Here is a 21,435-nt window from a genome sequence, read left to right as displayed (position 1 = left end):
GCTGCGGAGCGGGAAGTCGGACGGGCCGACTTTCCGTGCGCGGGAGCGCCGCAGGGGCCGCGCGGGGGTGGGTCACCGGGTGCGGTCCCCGGGGCGCTGGGGTCAGGCGGGGACCGGGGTGAGGGTGAGGCCCTGGGGGTAGAGGGTGGCGGCGGGGGGGAGGGTGGCGGGGGCGCCGGCGTGGAGGACGGTGAGGGTGCCGCTGCCGATGCGGGTGGGGTCGGCGACGCGGCGGAGGGCCTGGGCGGCGACGGCCTCGGCGGAGCCGTGGAGGATCAGGCCCGGGGCGGCGGTGGGGGCGACGGCCGCGCGGATGCGGTCGGCCACCAGTTCGTAGTGGGTGCAGCCGAGCACCACCACGTCGGTGCCCTCCGGGGTGCGGGCGGCCGCGTCGGCGACGGCCGCGGTGATGGCGGCGTCGTCGCCGTGCTCGACCGCGTCCGCCAGGCCGGGGCAGGCGACCTCGGTGACCTCGGCGGTGCCGCCGAAGTCACGGATCAGCCCGCGCTGGTAGGCGCTGCCGGTGGTGGCGGGGGTGGCCCAGATCGCGACCCGGCCGCCGAGGGCGGCGGCGGGCTTGATCGCCGGGACGGTGCCGATGACGGGCAGTCCGGGTTCGAGTTCGGCGCGCAGCGTGTCGAGGGCGTGGACCGAGGCCGTGTTGCAGGCGATCACCAGGGCGTCGGGGCCGAGGGCGGCCGCGGCCCGGCAGCAGCCGAGGGCCAGCTCGGTGACCTCTTCGGGCGTGCGGGGCCCCCACGGCATCGAGGCCGGGTTGGAGGACAGCACCAGGTCGGCGTCCGGGCGCAGCTCCCGGATCGCGGCGGCGGCGGCCAGCAGGCCGATTCCGGAGTCCATCAGTGCGATCTTCACGAGGCAAGACTTTAGTCGATCCACCCCTCGCCGCCGGTTCTGCGGCAGACTGCCGGGGTGACCGTGCTGCTGTGGATCGCCGCGTTCTCCCTGCTGGTCTGGCTCTGGCTGGCGTGCTGCCACGGTTCGTTCTGGCGCACCGACGTCCGGCTGCCGCCGCGCCGTCCGCCGGCCCGCTGGCCGGAGGCGGCGATCGTGGTGCCGGCCCGGGACGAGGCAGCCGTGCTGCCGGTGAGCCTGCCGACGCTGCTGGCGCAGAAGTACCCGGGTCGGGCGCGGGTGATCCTGGTGGACGACCACAGTTCGGACGGCACCGGCGCGGTGGCGGCGGAGCTGCGGACGCTGGACGGACTGGAGCTGACGGTCACCACCCCTCCCCCGCTGCCCGAGGGCTGGACGGGCAAGCTGTGGGCGCTGCGGCACGGGGTGGAGCTGGCCGGCCCGGACGTCCAGTACCTGCTGCTGACGGACGCGGACATCGCGCACGGCCCGGACTCGCTGGCCGAGCTGGTGGCCGCGGCCGAGTCGAACGGGCTGGACCTGGTGTCGCAGATGGCCCGGCTGCGGGTGGAGACCGGCTGGGAGCGGCTGGTCGTGCCGGCCTTCGTGTACTTCTTCGCCCAGCTGTACCCCTTTCGCCGGAGCAACCGCCCGGGTGCGCGGACGGCGGCCGCGGCGGGCGGCTGTTCGCTGGTGCGGCGGGAGGCGCTGGAGCGGGCGGGCGGGGTGGCGGGCATCCGGGGCGCGGTGATCGACGACGTCTCGCTGGCCCGGTCGGTGAAGTCCTCGGGCGGGCGCACCTGGCTGGGCCTGGCCGAGGAGGTGGACAGCGTCCGCCCGTACCCGCGGCTGGAGCAGTTGTGGCGGATGGTGTCGCGCAGCGCGTACGCCCAGTTGCGGCACTCGCCGCTGTTGCTGCTGGGGACGGTGCTGGGGCTGGCGCTGGTGTACCTGGTGCCGCCGGTGGCGCTGGTGGCCGGGCTGGTGGCGGGGGCGCCGTGGGTGGCGGCGGCGGGCGGGGCGGCCTGGGCGTTGATGGCGGGCACCTATCTGCCGATGGTCCGGTACTACGGGCAGCCGGCCGTGGCCGTGCTGCTGCTGCCGTTCACCGCTTCGCTGTACCTGCTGATGACGGTGGACTCGGCGGTGCAGCACTGGCGCGGCCGGGGCGCGGCCTGGAAGGGCCGGACGTACTCCGGGAGGTGAGTCGCGAGGTGAGCCCAGAGGCGATTCCCGAGGCGATCCCCGAGGCGGAAAAGGGCGGCGCGGCGGGCCGGTCGGGGCCCATACTGCTCGGATGGACCGTCAGCGGATCTCCCGGCTCGCCCATGCCCACCGCCCGATCGCGGCGCCCCTGTCGGACGGCTCGGTGTCCCGGCTGCTGGAGCGCGCGCTGGGCGGGCAGGACAGCGGCCGGGTGCTGGACCTCGGCTGCGGGGAGGGCGCCTGGCTGCTGCGGGCGCTGGCCGCGCGGCCGGGCTGGCGGGCGGTGGGGGTGGACGTGGACGCCGCGGCGCTGACCCGGGCGAGGGAGGCGGCGACGGCGCTCGGCGTGGTGCGCCGGATCGGCCTGCACCACCGGGACGCCCGGGAGTTCACCGACCGCGAGCCCTTCGACCTGGTGCTGTGCGTGGGCTCCACCCACGCCTTCGACGGACTGCTGCCCACGCTCGCGGCGGCCCGCGAACTGCTCGCTCCCGGTGGGCGGTTGCTGGTCGGCGAGGGGTTCTGGGAGCGGGAGCCGTCCCGGGCCGCGCTGGACGGACTGGGCGCCGTCCCGGAGGACTTCGCGGACCTCGCGACGACCACCGACCGGGTGCTCGCGGCGGGTTGGACACCGGTGTACGGGCACGTCAGCTCGGTGCGCGAGTGGGACGACTACGAGTTCTCCTGGACGGGTTCGCTGGCCGAGTGGGCACTGGATCACCCGGAGGACCCGGACGCGGCGGCCGCCCGCGAGGCCGCGGACGCGCACCGCACCGGATGGCTGCACGGCTACCGGGGGACGCTCGGCTTCGTCAGCTACCTGCTGCGCCGGGGCTGAACTCCCCTTCCGAAGGCGCTACTTCTGCGTCCTGGCGAGGAAGTCGTCGATCAGCGGGGCGATTTCGGGCAGCTTCTCCTCCAGGGCGAAGTGCCCGGTGTCCAGGACGTGCAGTTCGGCCCCGGGCAGGTCGCGCAGGTAGGCGCGGGCGCCGGCCTCGGTGAAGAACGGGTCGTTGCGCCCCCAGATCACCAGCGTGGGCGGCTGCTCGGCGCGCAGCCAGGCCTGCCAGGCCGGGTAGAGCTCGACGTTGGAGAAGTAGTCGAGGGCGAGCTCGACCTGGATGTCCTTGCGGCCGGGCAGGTCGAGGAAGTGCTGGTCGAGGGTCCAGCCGTCGGGGGCGACCAGGCTCGGGTCGGTGGTGCCGCCCTCGTACTGGCTGCGGGTGACGTCCAGGGTGAGGATCGAGCGGGCGGCCTCCTCGGCGCCGGGGACGCCGCGCCGGTTGGCGATGAACCCCTTCGCCTGGTCGGAGAGTCCCTCCTCGTAGGCGTTGCCGTTCTGGACCACCAGGCCGGTGATCCACTCCGGTCGGCGGGTGGCCAGCCGCAGGCCGACGGGGGCGCCGAAGTCGAAGACGTAGAGCGCGAAGCGGTCCAGGCCGAGGGCGAGGCAGAAGCGCTCGATGACGTCGGCGAGGGTGTCGAAGCGGTACGGGAAGGTCTCCGGCGAGGGGCTGTCGCTGTGACCGAAGCCGGGGTAGTCGGGGGCTATCAGGCGGTAGCGGGTGCCGAGCGCGTCGAGCAGCCGGGCGTACTGGTGGGAGGCGGAGGGGAAGCCGTGCAGCAGCAGGAGGACGGGGGCGTCGGCCGGGCCGGTTTCGCGGTAGAAGACGCGCAGACCGTCGAGGTCGACGTGGTGGTGGTGGACCTGGGGGATCGTCAGCTCGCTCATGCTAACCATTAAAGCGCATCTGAACGGTTAGGCATAGGCCTGTGCGGGAGCGAGCTGACCAGAAGTCACCCGCCGATCGGGGTCCGGTGGCCCTTCACCTGCTCCTGCTGCACCAGGTAGTCGAGCACCTCGGGCATCGCCTCGACGCCGCCGGCCTTGGTCGGCGAGGTCCGGTACTCGCCCTGGACGACCACCGTCGGGAGCTCGTTGATGCCGTAACGGACGAACTGGGCGGCCGCGTCGTCCACCGACCGCCCCACCTCGGCGGAGCGGTAGGCCGTACGGAAGCGCTGGGCGTCGACGCCGTGGCGCACCGCCCAGTCGGTGGCGGCGGCCTCGGTGGCGAGGTCGGCGTGGTCGGTGTGGATCGAGCGGAACGCGCTGACCTGGAGCCGGTCGACCAGCCCGAGGCGCTCCACGGTGTAGTACAGCCGGGCGTGGGCGCGCTGCACGCCCTCGTCCGAACCGCCCGGCCAGATCGCCGGGACCCGGCGGAGCGCGACGTCGGAGCGGTGCTTCTCGGCCCAGGCCTCCAGCGGCTGCTCCAGCGCCTGGGAGTGGCCGCAGTCGTACCAGAAGAACTCGACCGCCTCGGTGCGGGTGTCCTCGCGCACCGGCTGCGGGTGGTCGAGCTTGACGAACTGCGCTCCCTCGGAGGGGGATCGGTGGGCCACCGCACCGGCCTGGACGGGCGACACGGCGATCCCGGCGGCGATGGCGAGCAGGACGGCGGACCGCAGCAGCGACTTCGAGTTCACACCGGGCAGTGTGGTGCCGACGCCCCGTTACCGGCGAGTCGGTACGGGGCGGCGGGCCCGGATTCGCCCGAACGGCGTAGCCGGGCCGCGGCTCAGCTCGGCGGGCCGCCCGCCCACACCTCGGCGACCAGCCGCTGCCAGTCGTCCACCACCGCGCCCAGTTCGAAGTGCTCCAGCGCGTGCGCCCGGGCCGCGGCGCCGAGGCCCGCACGGTTGCAGGCCAGCACCTTGGCCAGCGCCTCGGCCAGCGCGAGCGGGTCCCCGGGGGCGACCAGCGCTCCGGTGGCACCGTCCCGGACCACCTCGCGCACCCAGCCGACGTCGGTGGCCACGGCGGGCACCCCGGCCAGCGCCGCCTCGATCAGCGCCCCGGGCACTCCCTCGCTGTCGCTGGTGAGCAGCAGTGCGTCCGCGGCCCGGTAGAGCGGGGCCGGGTCGGGCAGCGGGCCGAGGAAGTGGGCGCGGGCGGCGGCCGGGTGGCGCGCCAGGGCCTCCAGCAGCGGGCCGTCCCCGGCGACGGCCATCCGGACGTCGGGCAGCCGGTCGAGCACGTCGAGGGCGAGGTCGAGCCGCTTCTCGGGAGCTATCGCACCGATCCAGGCGACCAGCAGGACGTCGGCGGGCAGGCCCAGGGCGTGCCGGGCGGCACGCCGGTCGTCCCGGCCGTCGGCGGGCGGATAGCTCTCGGCCGCACGGGAGTTGGGGATCACCCGGACCTTGCCGCCGGGCAGTTCGAACTGTCCCTCCAGCACCTCGCGCGCCTCGTCGGTGAGCGTGGTGACGGCCGCGGCACGGTGCATCAGGGCGCCCCCGCGCAGTCTGCGCAGCCGGTTGGCGGTCCAGTAGCGGGGGTGGCCGACCGAGACGTAGACGAAGGGGGTGGGGGTGCCGGCCAGGGCGAGGGCGCAGGCGGCCAGGGTGTCGGAGCCGTGGGCGAGCACCACGTCGGCGGCGCGGGCGGCGGAGCGCAGCGCCCACAGGGTGCTCGGGCGCAGGCGGCCGGGGCCGAGCACGGCGGCGGCGCGCGGCCGGGCGGTGTCGGGGCAGCCCTCGCCGCAGGTCCCCGGGACGACCGTCCCCGCGGTGCACACCCCGGCCGCGCCCGCGCCCGGTCGGGCGGGTGGTACGGCCGGGTGCGGGGCGAGCGCGCACAGCGCGGAGGCCTGGCCCCGGCGGCGCAGTTCCCGGTGGAGGTCACGGGCGAAGTTCTGGGCGCCGCCCCGGCGTTCGTCGCTGATCAGGTGCAGGACGCGCGGGCGGGCTCCGGCCGAATCGGCCGCCGTAGGGTCGGGCATGGACCGACCTTGGCACAGCGCCCGGCGCGGTACAGCCCCTTCGCGCAACCTGGTGGTGGCCCGTGCGCCCGCGCCCGTACACCCGGTGTGCGCTGAGGACCCGCCGTCGTGCGCCGGTTGCGACCGCCGTGCGCCCCGCCTCGCCCCCCGCCGCTCCGCAGGGCCGCCCTCCGCTCCCCCGCACGCCGCGTCGGGGACCGGCTCACGCCGCCGGCGCCGCGTCGGGGGCCGCACCGGGGGCCGCACCGGCGGTCACGGCAGCGGCGCGCACCCAAGCGTCACCCCAACGGGTCAACCTCGGGCCGCGGGCGGCCGGACGGCCGGTACGCGCAGGGCCCGTGCCCCGCCCGGGCGTGCCCGCTCCGGGCCGCCGACCGGTTACGCGGATCGGGTGAACGCGGTTGGACCTCGGCCCGCGCCGGTCGGCAGGATGTCCGGCCGGGGCGCCCGCCGTTCTGCCCCATCTCCCCCTTCCCCGTTCGGATTTGGAGTCACCCGGTGTTCAAGGGATTCCGCAGCTTCCTGCTGCGCGGCAACGTGGTGGACCTCGCGGTCGGCATCGTGATCGGCGCGGCCTTCACCGCCGTCGTCACCGGGTTCGTCAGCGCCTTCCTCACCCCGTTGATCGGGGTCGCCACCGGCGCGGTCGGCGACTTCACCCAGAAGACCTTCGAGGTGGGCGGCACCAAGTTCCCGTACGGCCTCTTCGTCAACGCGCTGATCGGGTTCGTGCTGGTCAGCGCGCTCATCTACTTCGCCGTGGTGGTGCCGGTCGGCAAGTTGCAGGACCGCTTCGAGAAGGCCTCGGCGCCGGCCGCCAAGGCCGACTGCCCGGAGTGCCTGAGCTCGATCCCGGCCGCCGCGACCCGCTGCTCCTTCTGCACCAGCGAGGTGGCCGCCCGACCCGGTCTGCCCGCGCAGTCCCAGGCGCTACAGTCGCACTGACGCCCCGGATGGCATCCGGACGGCGGTCGGACCGCTACCGGACCGCGCCCAAACCGGTACCGGACCGCGCCCGGAACGCCCGCTGTGGGCGCTGACGGGAAATTTATTCCCCAAACATTCACGAGCCTCCGCCGGACCGTCGGCGGGGGCTCGAATGCGCCGGCGCACGCCCTGTCCGCAAAAGTTTCTCCACAGCGTCCCCGAACGGCCATCGGCCCGTCACCGCAAGGCCTTGCGGGGGCTGCGTCCGGGTGCTGTTCGATCACTGACGGGGTGCCAGGGCTGTCCGGAACTGAACGCCGGTATGTCCGTTCTTCCTACTTTCGAAACCTTTGTGCGGGCGAAGACTGTGTAAACACTCGAACTGCTCCCCCTCCCGCTCTCCTCAGCAGGCGCATTGTGGGCTTACCGTATGCCCCATGACCTCGCCCCGCTCCTACGACGGAGTCGGCTACCCCTCTCCGTCCTTCTCCTCCGGCACGCCGATCTACGACAGCCTCGTGGCTGAGCGCGGCGTCCCCCAGATCGCACCCATCAACGTGCCGGCGGCCCTGCCCCCGGCGCTGTCCTCCGGTTACGGATCCGGCCTCGGCCAGTCCTACGAGAACCGGTACGGCAACGGGTACGAGAGTGCCGGCAGCAACCTCCCCGCGCTGCCGCCCGCCCGCCTCGCCCTGGGCCCCGGCCCGAGCAGCGGCCCCTCCGCCGGCCCGGCCACGGCGTACATCCCGGCGCAGCCCGCGCCCGCGTACGCCTCCGCGCCGCAGCCGCCCGTCCCCGGTTACGGCGCCCCCCAGCCGTACCAGCGACCGCAGCCCGCCGCCCCGACCTTCGCGCAGACCGCCGGCGGTGGCTACCAGCCGACCGGCGGCCAGAGCTTCGGCGGCCAGAACACCTTCATCGGCCAGGGCGGGCAGCAGACCTTCGGCGCGCAGCCGACCGGCGGACCGGCCGGTTTCGGCCAGGGCCAGCCCGGCGGCCCGCAGGGCGGTCCGCAGGGCTTCGGCGGCCAGCAGTCCTTCGGCGGCCAGAACCCGGCCGGCCCCGGCTTCCAGGGCCAGGGCGGCGACCAGAGCTTCGGCGGCGCCCAGCTGCGCCCGGCCATGGCGCCGGTCGCGCCGGTCCGCCCGATGCAGCCGCAGCGCCCCGGCCCGTACGGCGAGCCCGGCGGCTACCAGCAGGGCGGCTACCAGCCGCAGGGCCAGGGGTACTGAGCCCGAGCACACCACGGGGCCGCCCCCACCGGCCACCACCCGCACCACCTGAGCACCACCCGGCGCCCCCCGAACGCCGGGCGAACGGAGAACGGGTCATCCACGGACCGCCCGGAACGCCCCCCACGGCGTACCGGGCGGTCCGTGCGCGTACGGGGGCCGGGAGAGGTCCCGGACCGGTGCTCCCCCACCGGTCCGCAGCGGTCGCGAAGCGCCCCGGGGCAGCCGCGTCCGCCCCGATCGCTGCTGGCAGGATGGAGGGATGCACCTCACCGGACTCCACGTCTACCCCGTCAAGTCGATGTACCGCCTGAGCCCCGACAGCGCCGCGGTCCATCCCTGGGGTCTGGCCGGAGACCGCCGCTGGATGCTCGCCGACCCCACCGGACGCTTCGTCAGCCAGCGCGAGAACGCCGCCCTCGGACAGGTCCGGGTCGACCTGCTGCCGGACGGCGCACTCGCGCTGACCGCCCCCGACGGCTCCCGGATCGAGGTCGCCGCGCCCGCCGCCGACGCCGGCGACCCGATCGCCGAGGTCGAGGTCTGGGGCACCCGCTTCCGCGCCGTCGAGGCCGCCAAGGACGCCCACGAGTGGATCGCCGACCGCCTCGGCGACTACCGCCTGGTGCACCTGGACGACCCGCGCGCCCGGCCCGTCGACCCGGAGTACGGCCGGCCCGGCGACACCGTCTCGATGGCCGACGGCTTCCCGCTGCTGCTCACCGCCACCGGCTCGCTGGAGCGGCTCAACGAACTGATCGCCGCCGAGCACCCGGACGGCCACGAGACCCTGCCGATGGAACGTTTCCGCCCCAACGTGGTGGTCGCCGGCTCCGAGCCCTGGGCCGAGGACGGCTGGCGCCGGATCCGGATCGGCGCGCTCACCTTCCAGGTGGTCAAGCCCTGCGGCCGCTGCGTGGTCACCACCACCGACCAGGAGAGCGGCGAGCGGCGCGGCCCCGAGCCGCTGCGCACCCTGGCCCGGCACCACCGGCTGCTGCGGAGGGCCGCGTTCGGACAGAACCTGATCCCCGAGCGCCCGGCCGGTGTCGAGGGCGACGTGCTGGGGACGCTGCGCCTCGGCGACGACGTCGAGGTCCTGGAGGACGGGGCGCACTGGTCCCCCGACCAGCGCTGACGCCACCACCGCGCCCTGCCCCGACTCCCGCGCCCTGCCCGGAGCGCGGCCTCCGGCCCGCCGGCACGGAACTCCGGCTGTGCGCGCTCGTTGAAGCAAGTGGTCGGAACCTGTGGCCGCGGTGGGCGCCCCCGGTGCCCGCCCGTGCCGAGCGGCCCCGGGCGGGCGCACCGGCCGGTCCGGACGGACGGACGGATCACCCGTCCGGGCGCGCTACGGTGGGCGGACGGCCCGCGCACCCCCGCGCCCACGGCCCGTTGATCGCCGGCACGACGAAGGTGGGGACGACAGATCGTCATGGCTGAGCACAGGGTCCGGGTCACCCAGGACAGCGCATCCCGCTGGCGCCGCCGCGCGGGCGAGTACGACACGCTCGCGGAGGCCCTGGCCGCCGCCGAGCCGGGCGACACCGTGACCGTCCGGCCCGGCACCTTCCGGGAGAACGTGCTGCTGGACAAGCCGGTGACGATCGTTGCGGCCCAGGGCCCGGGCACCGTCCGGATCGAACCGGCCTCCGGGGTGGCGATCACCGTCACCGCCGCCGCGACCGTGCGCGACCTGGTGGTCGAGGGCGGCGACAGCTCCGCCCCGGCCGTCCTGGTCACCGGAGCGCAGGCGACGCCCGCGTTCAGCGGCTGCCGGATCGAGACCCGCTCCGCCACCGGGGTCGAGATCGGCGGCGGCGCCCGCCCGACCCTGCGCGGCTGCGTGGTCGCCAACCCCGGCGGCCTCGGGCTGCGGCTGCGCGGCGAGGGCACCGCCGCCGCCTTCGAGGACTGCGAGGTCGCCGCGGCCGGCCAGGCCGGGCTCGCCGTGCTCGGCGGGGCGACCGCCGCCCTCGACCGCTGCCGGATCCACCACGCCTCCGGCGCCGGCGTGCTGCTCTCCGACCCGGGCAGCGCCGCGGAGCTCACCGGCTGCGAGATCTACGAGATCCGCGGCAGCGGCGTGCAGGCCGAGGCCCAGGCCGGCGGGCGGCTGGTCGACTGCGACATCCACCGGGTCACCGGCAACGGCCTGACCCTGGACGGCGAGGCCGAACTGGTGCTCACCGGCTGCCGGGTGCACGACCTGCCGGAGAACGGCGCCGACCTGCGCGGCCGCGCCAAACTCCGCCTCTCCAACAGCACCGTGCGGGACTTCGGGCGCGGCGCGCTCTCGGTCTGGGACCAGGGCACCGAGGCGGTCGCCGAGTCCTGCCGGATCCACGGCTCCACCGGTGAGTACCCGGCGCTGTGGGTCAGCGACGGCGCCCGGCTGACCCTCACCGACTGCTCGCTGTACGACCTGCCGGACGCGCTGTTCGTCCTCGACCGGGACTCCGCGGCCGTCGCCCGGGGCTGCTCGTTCAGCCGGATCCGCAGCTCGGCCGTCTCGGTCAGCGGCGGGGCCACCGTCACGCTCGCCTCCTGCCAGGTGCAGGAGGCCGGGACCGGGCTCTGGTTCCGCGACCACGGCAGCGGCGGACTGCTCACCGACTGCGAGATCTCCGACGTCGCCACCGGGGTGATCGTCACCAAGGGCGCCGACCCGGTGCTGCGCGAGTGCACGGTACGGGCCAGCACGGACGCCGGGGTGTACGTCTCGGCCCAGGGCCGCGGCACCTTCGAGGACTGCCGGGTCTCGCACGGCAAGGGCTTCGGCTTCCACATCATCGACGGGTGCCGCACCCAGCTCACCCGCTGCCGGGCGGAGCAGAACGAACGGGCCGGCTTCGAGTTCTCCGAGCCCGGACCGGTCGCGGAGGGGTGCACCTCGGACGACGTGGCCCCGCCCGCCCCGGCCGGCCCGGGCACCGCCGGACGGCCCGAGCTGCCCGCCCCGAGGCCCGCCCAACACGCCACGGCGGCACCGGTGTCGACCGCCCTCTCGACCTCCCCGGTGGCGGGCTCCGCCGCCGCGGCGACGGCCACGATCGCGCCGATCCCGGACTGCCGCCCGGCCGACGAGGCGCTCGCCGAACTGGACTCGCTGGTCGGCCTGGCCACGGTGAAGCAGGAGGTGCGCACGCTGATCGACCTGATCTCGGTCGGCCGGCGCCGCCGCCAGGCCGGCCTCAAGGCCCCCTCGCTCCGCCGCCACCTGGTCTTCACCGGCGCCCCCGGCACCGGCAAGACCACCGTCGCCCGGCTGTACGGCGAGATCCTCGCCTCGCTCGGGGTGCTCCAGCGCGGCCACCTGGTCGAGGTGGCCCGGGTCGACCTCGTCGGCGAGCACATCGGCTCCACCGCGATCCGCACCGCCGCCGCCTTCGACCGGGCCCGCGGCGGGGTCCTCTTCATCGACGAGGCGTACGCCCTCGCCCCCGAGGACGGCGCCCGGGACTTCGGGCGCGAGGCGATCGACACCCTGGTCAAACTGATGGAGGACCACCGGGACGAGGTGGTCGTGATCGTGGCCGGCTACACCGCCGAGATGGAGCGCTTCCTCTCCGCCAACCCCGGTGTCTCGTCCCGCTTCTCACGGACCGTCACCTTTCCCGACTACACGGCGGACGAACTCCTGGAGATCGCCCGGGCCCAGTGCGCGGAGCACGAGTACGCGCTCTCCGAGGCCGCCGAGGGCGCCCTGCTGGACCACTTCGGCGGGCTGGAGCGCGGCCCCAACTTCGGCAACGGGCGCACCGCGCGGCAGGTGTTCGAGACCATGGTCGAGCGCCACGCGGTGCGGGTGGCCTCGCTGGCCGACCCGTCCACGGAGGAACTGCAGCTGCTCGTCCCGGCGGACCTGCCGGCTGCAACTCTGCCGTAGGCCGGCCGGCGGGACGGCGGGACGGTGCGGGAACTCCCCGTCGGCGACGGGGCGTTGGGCCGGTCATGGAAACGCTTCTGACGGGCGCCGCGGGCGGACTGCTGTTACCGGCCGGGCTGGTGGTGCTGTTCTTCCTCGGCGCGGTGGTACGGCGACTGCGCAGTCGGCACGCCGCCCCGGTCGGGCGCGGCGCCGGTGCGACCGCGACGGAGGAGCTGCACGCGCTGCTCTACCCGGGCAAGCGGGCACAGCTGGAGCAGCGCCGGGTCGAGCTGGTGCTGCGGGACGACGAGCACGACGGCGCACCGAAGCGCACCGGGATCGACCTCGCGGGCGGCCGGGCCGTGATCCGACGGGGTGCGGGCGGGTGACGGACGACGGATGACAACTGACAGATAACAGATTTTGAAATCTGTTATCTGTCAGTTGTCATCCGTCAGTTGTCAGTCGTCACCCGCCAGCCGACGACCCGTCAGCCCGTCCAGGCGCCGCCCGCCAGGAAGTCCTCCAGGGCGGACCGGTACGGGGCGATGTCGATCCGCTCACCGGCCAGCCAGTCGTCCGAGTAGTACTTGTCCAGGTAGCGGTCCCCCGGGTCGCAGATCAGGCCGACCACGCTGCCCGTCCGGCCGGCCGCCCGCATCTCCGCGACGATCCGCAGCGCGCTCCACAGTCCCGTCCCGGTGGAGGCGCCGGCCTTCTTCCCGAGCACCTGCTCCAGCAGCCGCACCGCGGCGATCGAGGCGGCGTCGGGCACCTTCATCATCCGGTCGACCGCCCCGGGCACGAAGCTCGGCTCCATCCGGGGCCGCCCGATGCCCTCGATCCGGGAGCCGCTCGCGCAGACGGCGTCCGGGTCGTGGTTCACCCAGCCCTCGAAGAAGCAGGAGTTCTCCGGGTCCGCGACACAGATCCGGGTGTCGTACTGCATGTAGTGCACGTACCGGGCGATGGTCGCCGAGGTGCCGCCGGTGCCCGCGGTGGCCACGATCCAGGCCGGCTCCGGGTGCGGCTCCAGGCGCAGCTGGGCGAAGACCGACTCGGCGATGTTGTTGTTGCCGCGCCAGTCGGTGGCCCGCTCGGCGTAGGTGAACTGGTCCATGTAGTGCCCGCCGGTCTCCTCGGCGAGCCGCGCGGAGGCCTCGTAGACCTCGTCCGAGCGCTCGACCAGGTGGCACTCGCCGCCGTGGAACTCGATCAGGTCGATCTTGGCCTGACTGGTGCTCTTGGCCATGACGGCGATGAACGGCACCCCGATCAGCTGGGCGAAGTACGCCTCGGAGACGGCGGTGGAGCCGCTGGAGGCCTCGATCACCGGCTTTCCGGGGCGGATCCAGCCGTTGCAGAGCCCGTAGAGGAAGAGCGAGCGGGCCAGCCGGTGCTTGAGCGAGCCGGTCGGGTGGGTGGACTCGTCCTTGAGGTAGAGGTCGATCCCCCACTCGGCGGGCAGCGGGAAGCGCAGCAAGTGAGTGTCGGCGGAGCGGTTGGCGTCGGCGTGGACCTTGCGCACCGCCTCCTTGAGCCAGTCGCGGTACTGCTGGTCGGAGCGGTCGACGTCGACGGTCGGCTCGATGCCGACGATCCCACCGGACTGGGTGCTCATGGTCACGTACTCCCTCGTTGCGGCCCCCCGCTGCTCACTACGAGTGTACGAGGGTCACGATAAGTGACCGTTTTCGTAGGCCCAGCTTCCGCTTATCGCCCCTCGCGGCCCGCCCGCCGCTTGCCGCTTGCCGCGCGCCACCCACCTCCTCAGACCGGCACCGACTGCGGGTCCGCGAGGTACGGCCCCCAGCCGAGCTCGGCGGCGCCCGCGAGCGCGCCGTGCGCCAGCTCCGCGCCGACGATCGGCACCCGCCCGCTGCGCCCCCACAGGCTGCGGTCGGCGACCACCGCGCGCAGCCGGTCGGGGGCGGCCTCCAGGAGGTCGAGGTGCAGGCCGCTGAGCACCACCCGGTCCGGGTTGAGGATGTTGGCGACCCCGGCCAGCCCGAGCCCGAGCCGGTCGATCACGTGCTCCACCGCGGCCCGCGCCCGCTCGTCGGTCGCGGCCGCCCAGCACAGCTCGCGCGCCTGGTCGAGCAGCGGGCGGCCGGGCTCCGGGGTGAGGCCGGCGGCGGCGAACAGCGCGTCCGGGTCGGTCTCGGCGTTCAGGCAGCCCCGGTTGCCGCACGCGCAGGGGCGGCCCTGCGGGTCGACGGTGAGGTGGCCGACCTCCAGGGCGAGCCCGGCGCTGCCGGTGTGCAGGTGCCCGTCGATCACCAGCGCGCCGCCGACGCCGCGGTGGCCGGAGGTGACGAAGAGCAGGTGCCGGGCACCGCGCCCGGCGCCGTGCCGGTACTCGGCGAGGGCGGCGAGGTTGGCGTCGTTGGCGATGACGGCGGGCAGCGGCCGCACGGCCTTCGGGCCGTGGTCGGCGCGGCCGACCTCGACGTCGTAGAGGTCGGCGACCGGGGTGCCGCTGGGCCAGGCGAAGTGCAGCGCGGCGAGCGCGGTGCCGTCCGGCTCGGTGACCGGGTTGGGCAGTGCGAGCGAGGCGGCCAGGCAGCGGCGGTCGGTCGCGCGGGCCAGCTCGGCGCCGGCCTGGGCGACGGCGCGCAGCATCCGGACCGGATCGGTGGCGGCGGGCAGCGGCAGGTGGACGGGCGGGTCGAGCAGTCCGCCGAGTCCGGCCAGGGTGACGCTCAGGCCGTCGGCGTGGATCTGGCCGGCGACCACGACCGGGCCCTGCGGGTCGATCGCCAGCCGGTGCGAGGGACGGCCGCGACCGCCGCCGGCCGGGCGGGAGTCGACGGTGATCAGGCCGAGCGCCTCCAGTTCGGCCGTGACGGCGCCGGCGGTGGCCCGGGTGACGTCCAGCGCGCGGGTCAGCGCGGACCGGGTGGGCGTCTGGCCGGTGTGGATGAGCGAGAGCGCCGGGCCGAGCAGCGTCCGACCGCGGTCGGGCGCCGCGCGGCGGTGGGCGTCGCGCTGCGCGTCGGCGTCGGTCCCGGAGCGGGGCCGCGGGCTTGAAGGTGAGAGCTGCACGCCCCTATTGTGACTTTGTGTCGCTTCGAAACAAAATCAGTTCCCACCGCCACGCCGACCCGACCTCCCCCCAGTCTCGCAGCACACCCCCGGTCGCGGACAGCCCCTGGGGCGCCGCACGGCTCGCGCTCACCGCCTTCTTCGCCGTCGACGGCTTCCTGTTCGCCGCCTGGGTCGTCCGCATCCCGGACGTCCGCAGCCAGGTCAACGCCTCGCACAGCGCCCTCGGACTGGCCCTGCTCTGCCTGTCCGTCGGCGCCGTCCTCACCATGCCGGCCGTCGGTCGGCTCTGCCTGCGCTACGGTTCGCGCCCGGTCACCGTGGCCTCGCTGGCCCTGCTCGCCCTCGCCGTCCCGCTGCCCGCGCACACCCATTCGGTGTACTCGCTCGGCGGGGTGCTGGTGCTGTTCGGCGCCGGGTACGGCGGCGCCAACGTCGCCATGAACAGCGCCGCCGTCGACCTGGTCGCCCAGCTGCGCCGGCCGGTCATGCCCAGCTTCCACGCCGGGTACAGCCTGGGCGGGCTGCTCGGCGCGGGCATCGGCGGACTGCTCGCCGAGCGGCTGACCACCGCGTGGGCGCTCGCGCTCGGCGGCCTGCTGGGACTCGCCGTGACCGTCGGCGCGGGCGTCGTCCTGCTGCGCAGCCCGGCCGCGCCGATGGTCGCCCCGGACCGGACCCCCGGCCCGGCCGACGCTCCAACCAGCGTTCCGGCCGGCGCTCCGGCCGGCGGGAGGCACGTCCGCCTGCTGGTCCTGCTGCTCGGCCTCACCGCCCTGTGCACGGCGTACGGCGAGGGCGCCGTCGCCGACTGGACCACCCTCCACCTCACCGACGACGTCCACGCGGGCGCGGGCACCGCCGCCGCCGGGTACGCCGCGTACGCCTTCGCCATGACCAGCGGACGGGTGGGCGGCACCTGGCTGTCCATCCGGCTGGGCCAGAACCGGCTGATGCTGCTCGGCGGACTCACCGCCGCGGCCGGCATGCTGCTCGCCGCCCTGGCCCCGTCGGTGCCGGTGGCCATCGGCGGGTTCGTCCTGGTCGGCCTCGGGCTGGCCAACCTGTTCCCGCTCGCCATCGCGCGCGCCGGTGCGGCGGGCGGGCCGCAGGGCGTCGCGCTCGCCTCGACGCTCGGGTACGGCGGGATGCTGATCGGGCCCGTGGTGATCGGCTTCCTCGCCGATGCGGTCGGACTGCCGCTCGCCCTGACCACGGTCGCGGTCGCGGCCACCGCCGCGGCCCTGCTGCCGCTGACGGTCCGGCAGCACTGACGGCCGGGGCTCGCGGTCGAACGGCACTGACGGCCGGGCGGCACTGACGGACCCGCCCCGGCAGTGGCAGGATGCGGACCCATGACCACCACCGGACGCATCCAGGTACTGCGGGCGAGCGAGCGCCCGGCCACCCCGTGGCTCAACGGGGGCGGGGTGACCCGGGAGGTCGCCGGGTCCCCCGCCGGGGCCGGGATGGCCGACTTCGACTGGCGGGTGAGCCTCGCCGATGTCGCCTCGGCCGGCCCGTTCTCGCCGTTCCCCGGGATCGACCGGGTGATCACCCTGGTCGAGGGCGCCGGCATGGCGCTCGCCGTGGACGGCGTCGAGCAGCTGGTCGACGCCCCGTTCCGCCCGTTCGCCTTCCCGGGCGACGCCGCCACCGACTGCCGGCTGCTCGGCGGCCCGGTGGTGGACTTCAACGTGATGACCCGCCGCGGCCGGGCCGACGCCGTCGTGGAGCTCCGGACCGGGCCCGGCAGTGTCGCCGTCCCGGAGGGGTCGACCGTCCTGCTGGTCTGCCTGGCCGGTACGGCCGTCGTCGACGGCGGCACCGAACTCGGCCGCTACGACGCCGCAGTACTCGACGCACCGGCCCTCGACGCCGCAGTACTCGACGCACTGGGCACCCACGAGCTGCGGCCCGACGGCGTCACCGCCGCGATCACCTTCCGCACCTCCGCACTCCGCACCACCGACTGAGCAGCCCGCTGCCCGTACCCCCGCCGGAACCGGGGGTACGGGCAGCGGCGGCACCGGCCGCGTCAGCCGCAGAACACCGGCGTGGCGTGCGCCGGGTCCAGCGCGTTGGTCACCAGGTGCAGCGCCGTCGGCGAGAACGCGATGGCGACGTGCTCGGCGAGGGTGACCGGGCAGTGGTCCTGGAGCACCTGGTTGTCCACGTCCGGCCCGTTCAGGAACTGGGTCCGCCACGGGGTGACGACCTCGTCGTACACGGTCGAGATCACCGTGTAGTGCACGCCCGGCACGGTGTCCGGCCGGGAAGCCATGGTGGCGTTGAAGGCGGAGCCCACCGCCTGGTCGCGGCAGGCCTGGCAGACGGTGTAGATCAGGTCGGCGACGCCGGGGAAGTACGGCGCCAGCTTGGTGATCCCGTCGAGGGTCGTGCCGTGGTTGGACGGTGCCAGGCCGATCAGCCTGTCCACCTTGGAGGCCCCGCCGAGGAACTTGAGGTAGTAGTTCGGCAGCATGCCGCCCTGGGAGTGGCCGACGATGTCGACCTTGGCCGCACCGGTCGCGGACCTCACCAGGTCGACGAAGTGGGCGAGTTGGGCCGCCGAGGCGGGCACCGGACCGAGGCCGCCGATCGGCAGCAGCAGACCGCTGCCGGTGGAGGTGATGCCCGGAACGGTGCCGTAGTCGAGGGCGAAGACGCAGTACCCGAGGCCCTTGAGCAGCGGGGAGAGCGCCAGCCAGTTCTCGTAGCGGTTGGCGAAGGTGCCGTGCACCAGCACCACCGGGTCGGGGTGGGCGGCGGACGGCCGGCAGCTCCAGTCGTTGGCGCCGGGCGGCGAGGCCACCGAGTCACCGTCGGGCGGGAGCGCGGCCGAGGCTGGGGCCGCGGCAGCGGCCGGGGTGGCGACGGCCGGGGCGGCCGCGGCGGGGGCCGCAGCGGCGACCAGCAGCGCGCCCGCCAGGACGGCCGCGCCGAAGGCTCCGCCGAACCGGCGGCGCAGCGGAGTTGCGGAGAAGCGGAGAAGTGGGGTTCTCAACTGTTGCCTCCACAGCGGAAGTTTGTTACCAACAGGTAACCCGAGTGGCTCAATGATGCGGTCACCCTTCCGGCCCGGCCCTTGGGCGTCCCCCAGACCTGGACGGTGTTCTCTGTGACCGGTCACAACGCGCCCCACTGCACCCCCACCAGCCGCTCCGCCGAACTCCCCGCGCACCGGCCCGCCGACGCCTCTGCCGAAACGGCCACCGCAACCGACACGGCCACCCACACGGCCACCGCCACGGCCACCGGCGCCGCCGACCACCCCTCGCCGTGGCGCGTCCCGGTGATCGGCGGACTCCCGGCCGACCAGAGACTCCTCGGCGGCGCCCGCGCGTTGGCCGCCGTCGTGGTCACCGCCCTGCTGGAACGGGTGCCGGTCTACCACCGCCTCCCGCGCGAGCAGCTCACCGGCGAACTCACCCGGGACACCGAGCGCCGCATCCGCGGCCTGGCCCACGCCGTCCGCACCGGACTCCCCGCCCCCGCCGAGGAGTTCACCGCCGTACGGGAGGCCGCAGCGCGCCGCGCCGAGGAGGGCCTGCCGCTGGACGCCGTCCTGCTCGCCCACCACCTCGGACTGGAGGTCTGCTGGGAGTTCCTCACCCGGGACGCCCACGCCGGGGACGCCGCCGACCTGGTGCTGCTCAACCGCCTGCTGCTCGACCAGCTCCGCCGGGCCACCACCGCCGCCGGCGCCGGCTACCTGGACGGGCAGCAGTCGGCCGGCGACCGGAGCTCGACCGCCCGGCAGTCCCTCCTGACCGCACTGCTCGCCGGCACCCCCGCCGAGGAGGTGGCCGCCCGGGCCGGCACCGAACTGCCGGCCGGCTACGCCGTGCTCTGCCTGTCCCTCGCCGACCACCCGGACGAACACTCCCCCGGCATCGACCCGGCCATCGCCGCCCGCCGCAAGCTGCGCCGCTTCCTCGCCGAACTCGACCACCGCACACGGCAGTCGGCGCTCTCCACGCTCACCCCCTCGGGCGGCCTGCTGCTCCTCCCGCTGCCGTCCCCGACCAACCGGGCCGACGGGCCCGCCGACGGCTCCGAGAACGGATCGGCCGACGGCTCCGAGGACGGGGCCGACTGGCCCCGGCTCGGCGCCACCCTCGCCGCCGCGGCCCGAGCCGCCGGTGTGCCCGTGCTGGCCGGAGCGGCCGCCGCGGTGCCGGCAGAGGTGCCCGGCGCCGCCGCCCTCGCCTATGAAGTCCTGGACGTCGCCCGGGCGTTCGGCCGACCGCCCGGGCTGCACCGGCTGGACGACGTGCTGCTGGAGTACCAGCTCACCCGGCCCAGCCAGGCCCGCGCCCGGCTCGCCGCCCTGCTCGAACCCCTCGCCGACGGCGGAGAGTTGCTCACCACCCTGCGCATCCACCTGGCCGGCGGCCTCAACCGCCGACAGACCGCGAGCGCCCTGCACCTGCACCCCAACACCGTCGACTACCGGCTGCGCCGGATCGCCGTGCTCACCGGGCTGGACCCGGCGCGCCCGGCCGACGTCCTACGGATCACCGCCGCGATCGCGGCCCGGACGGCCGAACGGTCGGCCCCGGCCCACTGGTCGTGAAACGACGGCACCCGCGCCGACCGCGGCGCGGGCGCCGTCCCGAAATCAACGCCCCGAAATCAACGCCCCGGGGTCAGCAGCTCGGGGCCAGCATCTCGAGGTCGACAGCTCAGGGTCGACAGAACGATCTCAGTCCTGCTCCCCCGGCAGCCGCAGGTCCCACCCCACCAGGGCCCGCAACTGCTCCGCCGTCACCCCGTCCGGCAGCGGCCGGGGCGGTTCGTGCCGCAGCGGCGGCTGCCAGCCCTCCTCCTCGGTCCAGCGCCGGACCACCTTGGCCGGGGCCCCGGCGACCACGCTGTGGTCGGGCACCTCGCCGCGCACCACCGCACCGGCCGCGACCACCACGTTGCGGCCGATCCGCGCCCCCGGCATGATCACCGCGCCGGTGCCGATCCAGCTGCCGGCGCCGATCTCCACCGGCTCGTTGCGCGGCCACTGCTTGCCGATCGGCAGCTCGGTGTCCCGGTACTCGTGCGCCTGGTCGCTGACGTACACCCCGGGGCCGGTCCAGACGTCGTCGCCGATCACGATCGACTGGTGGCCGACGATGTGGCTGTCCCGCCCGATCACGCAGCCGCCGCCGATCCGTACGATCGGCTCCGGCCCGAGGTCGAGCCCGGGCAGGAAGCCCGCGCTGATGGTGACCCGCTCGCCGATGATCGAGAACGGCCCGATGGTGATCCACCGTTCGTTGAACACCGCCCCGAGCGGGAAGGCGAGGGTGGTGCCGTCGCCCAGCTCGCCGAACCGGTACGGACCGGGGTTCCGGTTGCTGACCGCGCCGGTCCGCTGCACCCAGCGCCAGCCCCGGTGGACGAGGCGCCCGGCGGCCCGGCGGCCGCCGTCCCGGACGGCGGAGAGGAGGGAACGGGTTATCGGCATGCGCTCACGTTACCGGCCCGTAGCGTCCGTCCGGTGACCGGGAGGCCGACATCACACCGGCCCCACCGCCCCCTTCAGCACCACCCCCGGGCCCGCCCCGGGCCACTCCCGGACCGTCCCCGCGGCCGTCCCCCGCGGCCGTCCGAAATCCGCCACCGATGTCCGTCGGCAGTGGAACACTCCGTCCCATGGAGATCTCCGAGCACATCGAAGCAGTCCGCCGCGAGGGCGCCCTGCTGGCCGACGCCGCCGCCCGCACCGACCTCACCACGCCCGTCCCGACCTGCCCGGACTGGCGGTTGAGCGACTTGCTGCGCCACATCGGCCAGGTCCACCGCTGGGCCGCCGCCTTCCCGGCGAAGGGCCTGAGCGCCCCGCCGGAGGGCGCGGACCGGCAGGCCGTGGTCGGCCCGGACCCCTCCGACGCCGCACTGCTCGACTGGTACCGGGAGGGCCACGCCGCCCTGCTGACCGTGCTGTCCGAGGCCCCCGCCGACGTCGAGTGCTGGACCTTCCTGCCCGCGCCCAGCCCGCTGGCCTTCTGGGCCCGGCGCCAGGCGCACGAGACCGCCGTGCACCGCTTCGACGCCGACGCGGCGGCCGGTTCGCCGGGCCCGGGCGTCGACGGCACGCTCGCCCTGGACGGCATCGACGAACTGCTGCGCGGCTTCCTGCTCCGCGGCCGGTCCACGGTGCACAGCGACGACCCGCGCACCATCCGGATCCGGCCGACCGACGGGGCCAGCTCCTGGCACCTGACGCTCTCCCGGGAGCCGCTCGCCGTCACCACGGAGGAGCGCCCCGAGCCCGCCGACCTGACGGTCAGCGGTCCGGCGGCCGAGCTCTACCCGCTGCTCTGGAACCGGCTGACCGTCGAGCGGGCCGGGCGGGTCGAGCTCAGCGGCGACCAGGACCTGTTCGACCACTGGCGGACCGCCGCGACGATCTGACCCCGGTCGGGCCGGGCCGGAGTCAGGTCCGGCCCGGCCCGGCTCGATCCAGCCCAGCCCGACCCAGCCAGGCCCAGCCAGG

19 protein-coding genes are annotated in these 21,435 nt (G+C 75.1%); 11 read left to right on the top strand and 8 right to left on the bottom strand.

What is annotated here, in order from left to right; all coding sequences use genetic code 11:
- Positions 1-102: 102 nt before the first annotated feature.
- A complete protein-coding gene (locus tag ACFWXO_RS23130; protein WP_380525617.1) occupies positions 103-873 on the bottom strand; it encodes a glutamate racemase in 771 nt (256 codons plus the stop codon).
- Between the two features lie 57 nt (positions 874-930).
- Here ACFWXO_RS23130 and ACFWXO_RS23125 point away from each other — a divergent pair, with 57 nt between their 5' ends.
- Both ACFWXO_RS23125 and ACFWXO_RS23120 read left to right on the top strand, forming a co-directional pair.
- Positions 931-2,079 (top strand): glycosyltransferase, encoded by a 1,149-nt coding sequence (locus ACFWXO_RS23125; protein ID WP_380525616.1) that lies wholly within the window; start codon positions 931-933, stop codon positions 2,077-2,079.
- 91 nt (positions 2,080-2,170) lie between these two features.
- Positions 2,171-2,917, top strand: coding sequence for an SAM-dependent methyltransferase (locus ACFWXO_RS23120; protein WP_375892357.1), 747 nt, complete (start codon positions 2,171-2,173; stop codon positions 2,915-2,917).
- Between the two features lie 18 nt (positions 2,918-2,935).
- Here the strand turns inward: ACFWXO_RS23120 and ACFWXO_RS23115 are convergent, their stop codons facing one another.
- From ACFWXO_RS23115 to ACFWXO_RS23105, 3 genes are all read right to left on the bottom strand, one after another.
- Positions 2,936-3,811: an alpha/beta fold hydrolase gene (locus ACFWXO_RS23115; protein WP_380525615.1), complete on the bottom strand. Its 876-nt coding sequence runs from the start codon at positions 3,809-3,811 to the stop codon at positions 2,936-2,938.
- 65 nt (positions 3,812-3,876) lie between these two features.
- On the bottom strand, positions 3,877-4,569 hold the full coding sequence (locus tag ACFWXO_RS23110; protein ID WP_380525614.1) for a thiol:disulfide interchange protein DsbA/DsbL: 693 nt from the start codon (positions 4,567-4,569) through the stop codon (positions 3,877-3,879).
- A gap of 92 nt (positions 4,570-4,661) precedes the next feature.
- On the bottom strand, positions 4,662-5,864 hold the full coding sequence (locus ACFWXO_RS23105) for a glycosyltransferase family 4 protein (RefSeq protein ID WP_380525613.1): 1,203 nt from the start codon (positions 5,862-5,864) through the stop codon (positions 4,662-4,664).
- A 498-nt stretch (positions 5,865-6,362) separates the two neighbouring features.
- Between ACFWXO_RS23105 and mscL the strand changes: the two genes are divergently transcribed.
- The 5 genes from mscL to ACFWXO_RS23080 all read left to right on the top strand — a co-directional run bounded on the left by mscL (position 6,363) and on the right by ACFWXO_RS23080 (position 12,283).
- A complete protein-coding gene (gene mscL / locus ACFWXO_RS23100) occupies positions 6,363-6,809 on the top strand; it encodes a large conductance mechanosensitive channel protein MscL (protein ID WP_375892363.1) in 447 nt (148 codons plus the stop codon).
- Positions 6,810-7,228: 419 nt separating this feature from the next.
- A complete protein-coding gene (locus ACFWXO_RS23095) occupies positions 7,229-8,023 on the top strand; it encodes a DUF6643 family protein (protein ID WP_375892364.1) in 795 nt (264 codons plus the stop codon).
- A 262-nt stretch (positions 8,024-8,285) separates the two neighbouring features.
- Complete coding sequence (locus ACFWXO_RS23090) at positions 8,286-9,161, top strand: MOSC domain-containing protein (protein ID WP_380525612.1); 876 nt, start codon at positions 8,286-8,288, stop codon at positions 9,159-9,161.
- Positions 9,162-9,458: 297 nt separating this feature from the next.
- A complete protein-coding gene (locus ACFWXO_RS23085) occupies positions 9,459-11,912 on the top strand; it encodes a right-handed parallel beta-helix repeat-containing protein (RefSeq protein ID WP_375892368.1) in 2,454 nt (817 codons plus the stop codon).
- 65 nt (positions 11,913-11,977) lie between these two features.
- Positions 11,978-12,283, top strand: coding sequence for a DUF6191 domain-containing protein (locus ACFWXO_RS23080; RefSeq protein ID WP_380525611.1), 306 nt, complete (start codon positions 11,978-11,980; stop codon positions 12,281-12,283).
- Positions 12,284-12,384: 101 nt separating this feature from the next.
- On the opposite strand, the gene ACFWXO_RS23075 is transcribed toward ACFWXO_RS23080, so the two are convergent.
- Positions 12,385-13,515: a PLP-dependent cysteine synthase family protein gene (locus tag ACFWXO_RS23075; RefSeq protein ID WP_375892372.1), complete on the bottom strand. Its 1,131-nt coding sequence runs from the start codon at positions 13,513-13,515 to the stop codon at positions 12,385-12,387.
- A gap of 149 nt (positions 13,516-13,664) precedes the next feature.
- Positions 13,665-14,939 (bottom strand): ROK family protein, encoded by a 1,275-nt coding sequence (locus ACFWXO_RS23070; protein WP_375892374.1) that lies wholly within the window; start codon positions 14,937-14,939, stop codon positions 13,665-13,667.
- Between the two features lie 17 nt (positions 14,940-14,956).
- Between ACFWXO_RS23070 and ACFWXO_RS23065 the strand changes: the two genes are divergently transcribed.
- Together ACFWXO_RS23065 and ACFWXO_RS23060 are read left to right on the top strand one after the other, a co-directional pair.
- Positions 14,957-16,213, top strand: a complete 1,257-nt coding sequence (locus ACFWXO_RS23065; RefSeq protein WP_380525610.1) for an MFS transporter — start codon at positions 14,957-14,959, stop codon at positions 16,211-16,213.
- 81 nt (positions 16,214-16,294) lie between these two features.
- Positions 16,295-16,915, top strand: a complete 621-nt coding sequence (locus ACFWXO_RS23060; RefSeq protein ID WP_380525609.1) for a HutD family protein — start codon at positions 16,295-16,297, stop codon at positions 16,913-16,915.
- Positions 16,916-16,977: 62 nt separating this feature from the next.
- On the opposite strand, the gene ACFWXO_RS23055 is transcribed toward ACFWXO_RS23060, so the two are convergent.
- Positions 16,978-17,871, bottom strand: a complete 894-nt coding sequence (locus ACFWXO_RS23055; protein ID WP_380525628.1) for an esterase/lipase family protein — start codon at positions 17,869-17,871, stop codon at positions 16,978-16,980.
- 189 nt (positions 17,872-18,060) lie between these two features.
- Here ACFWXO_RS23055 and ACFWXO_RS23050 point away from each other — a divergent pair, with 189 nt between their 5' ends.
- Complete coding sequence (locus ACFWXO_RS23050; protein WP_380525608.1) at positions 18,061-19,518, top strand: PucR family transcriptional regulator; 1,458 nt, start codon at positions 18,061-18,063, stop codon at positions 19,516-19,518.
- 129 nt (positions 19,519-19,647) lie between these two features.
- On the opposite strand, the gene ACFWXO_RS23045 is transcribed toward ACFWXO_RS23050, so the two are convergent.
- Complete coding sequence (locus tag ACFWXO_RS23045) at positions 19,648-20,403, bottom strand: acyltransferase (protein WP_380525607.1); 756 nt, start codon at positions 20,401-20,403, stop codon at positions 19,648-19,650.
- Between the two features lie 188 nt (positions 20,404-20,591).
- Here ACFWXO_RS23045 and ACFWXO_RS23040 point away from each other — a divergent pair, with 188 nt between their 5' ends.
- Positions 20,592-21,353 (top strand): maleylpyruvate isomerase family mycothiol-dependent enzyme, encoded by a 762-nt coding sequence (locus tag ACFWXO_RS23040; protein WP_380525606.1) that lies wholly within the window; start codon positions 20,592-20,594, stop codon positions 21,351-21,353.
- Positions 21,354-21,435: the final 82 nt, after the last annotated feature.

This window comes from Kitasatospora sp. NPDC059088 (assembly GCF_042738155.1).
GTDB lineage: Bacteria > Actinomycetota > Actinomycetes > Streptomycetales > Streptomycetaceae > Kitasatospora.
The sequence above is the reverse complement of the archived record's forward strand: the minus strand, read 5'-3'. Positions and strand labels throughout refer to the sequence as shown.

Excerpts from the sequence above, each read along its gene's own strand:
- ACFWXO_RS23120 (WP_375892357.1), top strand. The coding sequence starts at position 2,171 with ATGGACCGTCAGCGGATCTCCCGGCTCGCCCATGCCCACCGCCCGATC.
- ACFWXO_RS23115 (WP_380525615.1), bottom strand. The coding sequence starts at position 3,811 with ATGAGCGAGCTGACGATCCCCCAGGTCCACCACCACCACGTCGACCTC.
- ACFWXO_RS23105 (WP_380525613.1), bottom strand. The coding sequence starts at position 5,864 with ATGCCCGACCCTACGGCGGCCGATTCGGCCGGAGCCCGCCCGCGCGTC.
- ACFWXO_RS23095 (WP_375892364.1), top strand. The coding sequence starts at position 7,229 with ATGACCTCGCCCCGCTCCTACGACGGAGTCGGCTACCCCTCTCCGTCC.
- ACFWXO_RS23090 (WP_380525612.1), top strand. The coding sequence starts at position 8,286 with ATGCACCTCACCGGACTCCACGTCTACCCCGTCAAGTCGATGTACCGC.
- ACFWXO_RS23085 (WP_375892368.1), top strand. The coding sequence starts at position 9,459 with ATGGCTGAGCACAGGGTCCGGGTCACCCAGGACAGCGCATCCCGCTGG.
- ACFWXO_RS23080 (WP_380525611.1), top strand. The coding sequence starts at position 11,978 with ATGGAAACGCTTCTGACGGGCGCCGCGGGCGGACTGCTGTTACCGGCC.
- ACFWXO_RS23075 (WP_375892372.1), bottom strand. The coding sequence starts at position 13,515 with ATGAGCACCCAGTCCGGTGGGATCGTCGGCATCGAGCCGACCGTCGAC.
- ACFWXO_RS23060 (WP_380525609.1), top strand. The coding sequence starts at position 16,295 with ATGACCACCACCGGACGCATCCAGGTACTGCGGGCGAGCGAGCGCCCG.
- ACFWXO_RS23045 (WP_380525607.1), bottom strand. The coding sequence starts at position 20,403 with ATGCCGATAACCCGTTCCCTCCTCTCCGCCGTCCGGGACGGCGGCCGC.
- ACFWXO_RS23040 (WP_380525606.1), top strand. The coding sequence starts at position 20,592 with ATGGAGATCTCCGAGCACATCGAAGCAGTCCGCCGCGAGGGCGCCCTG.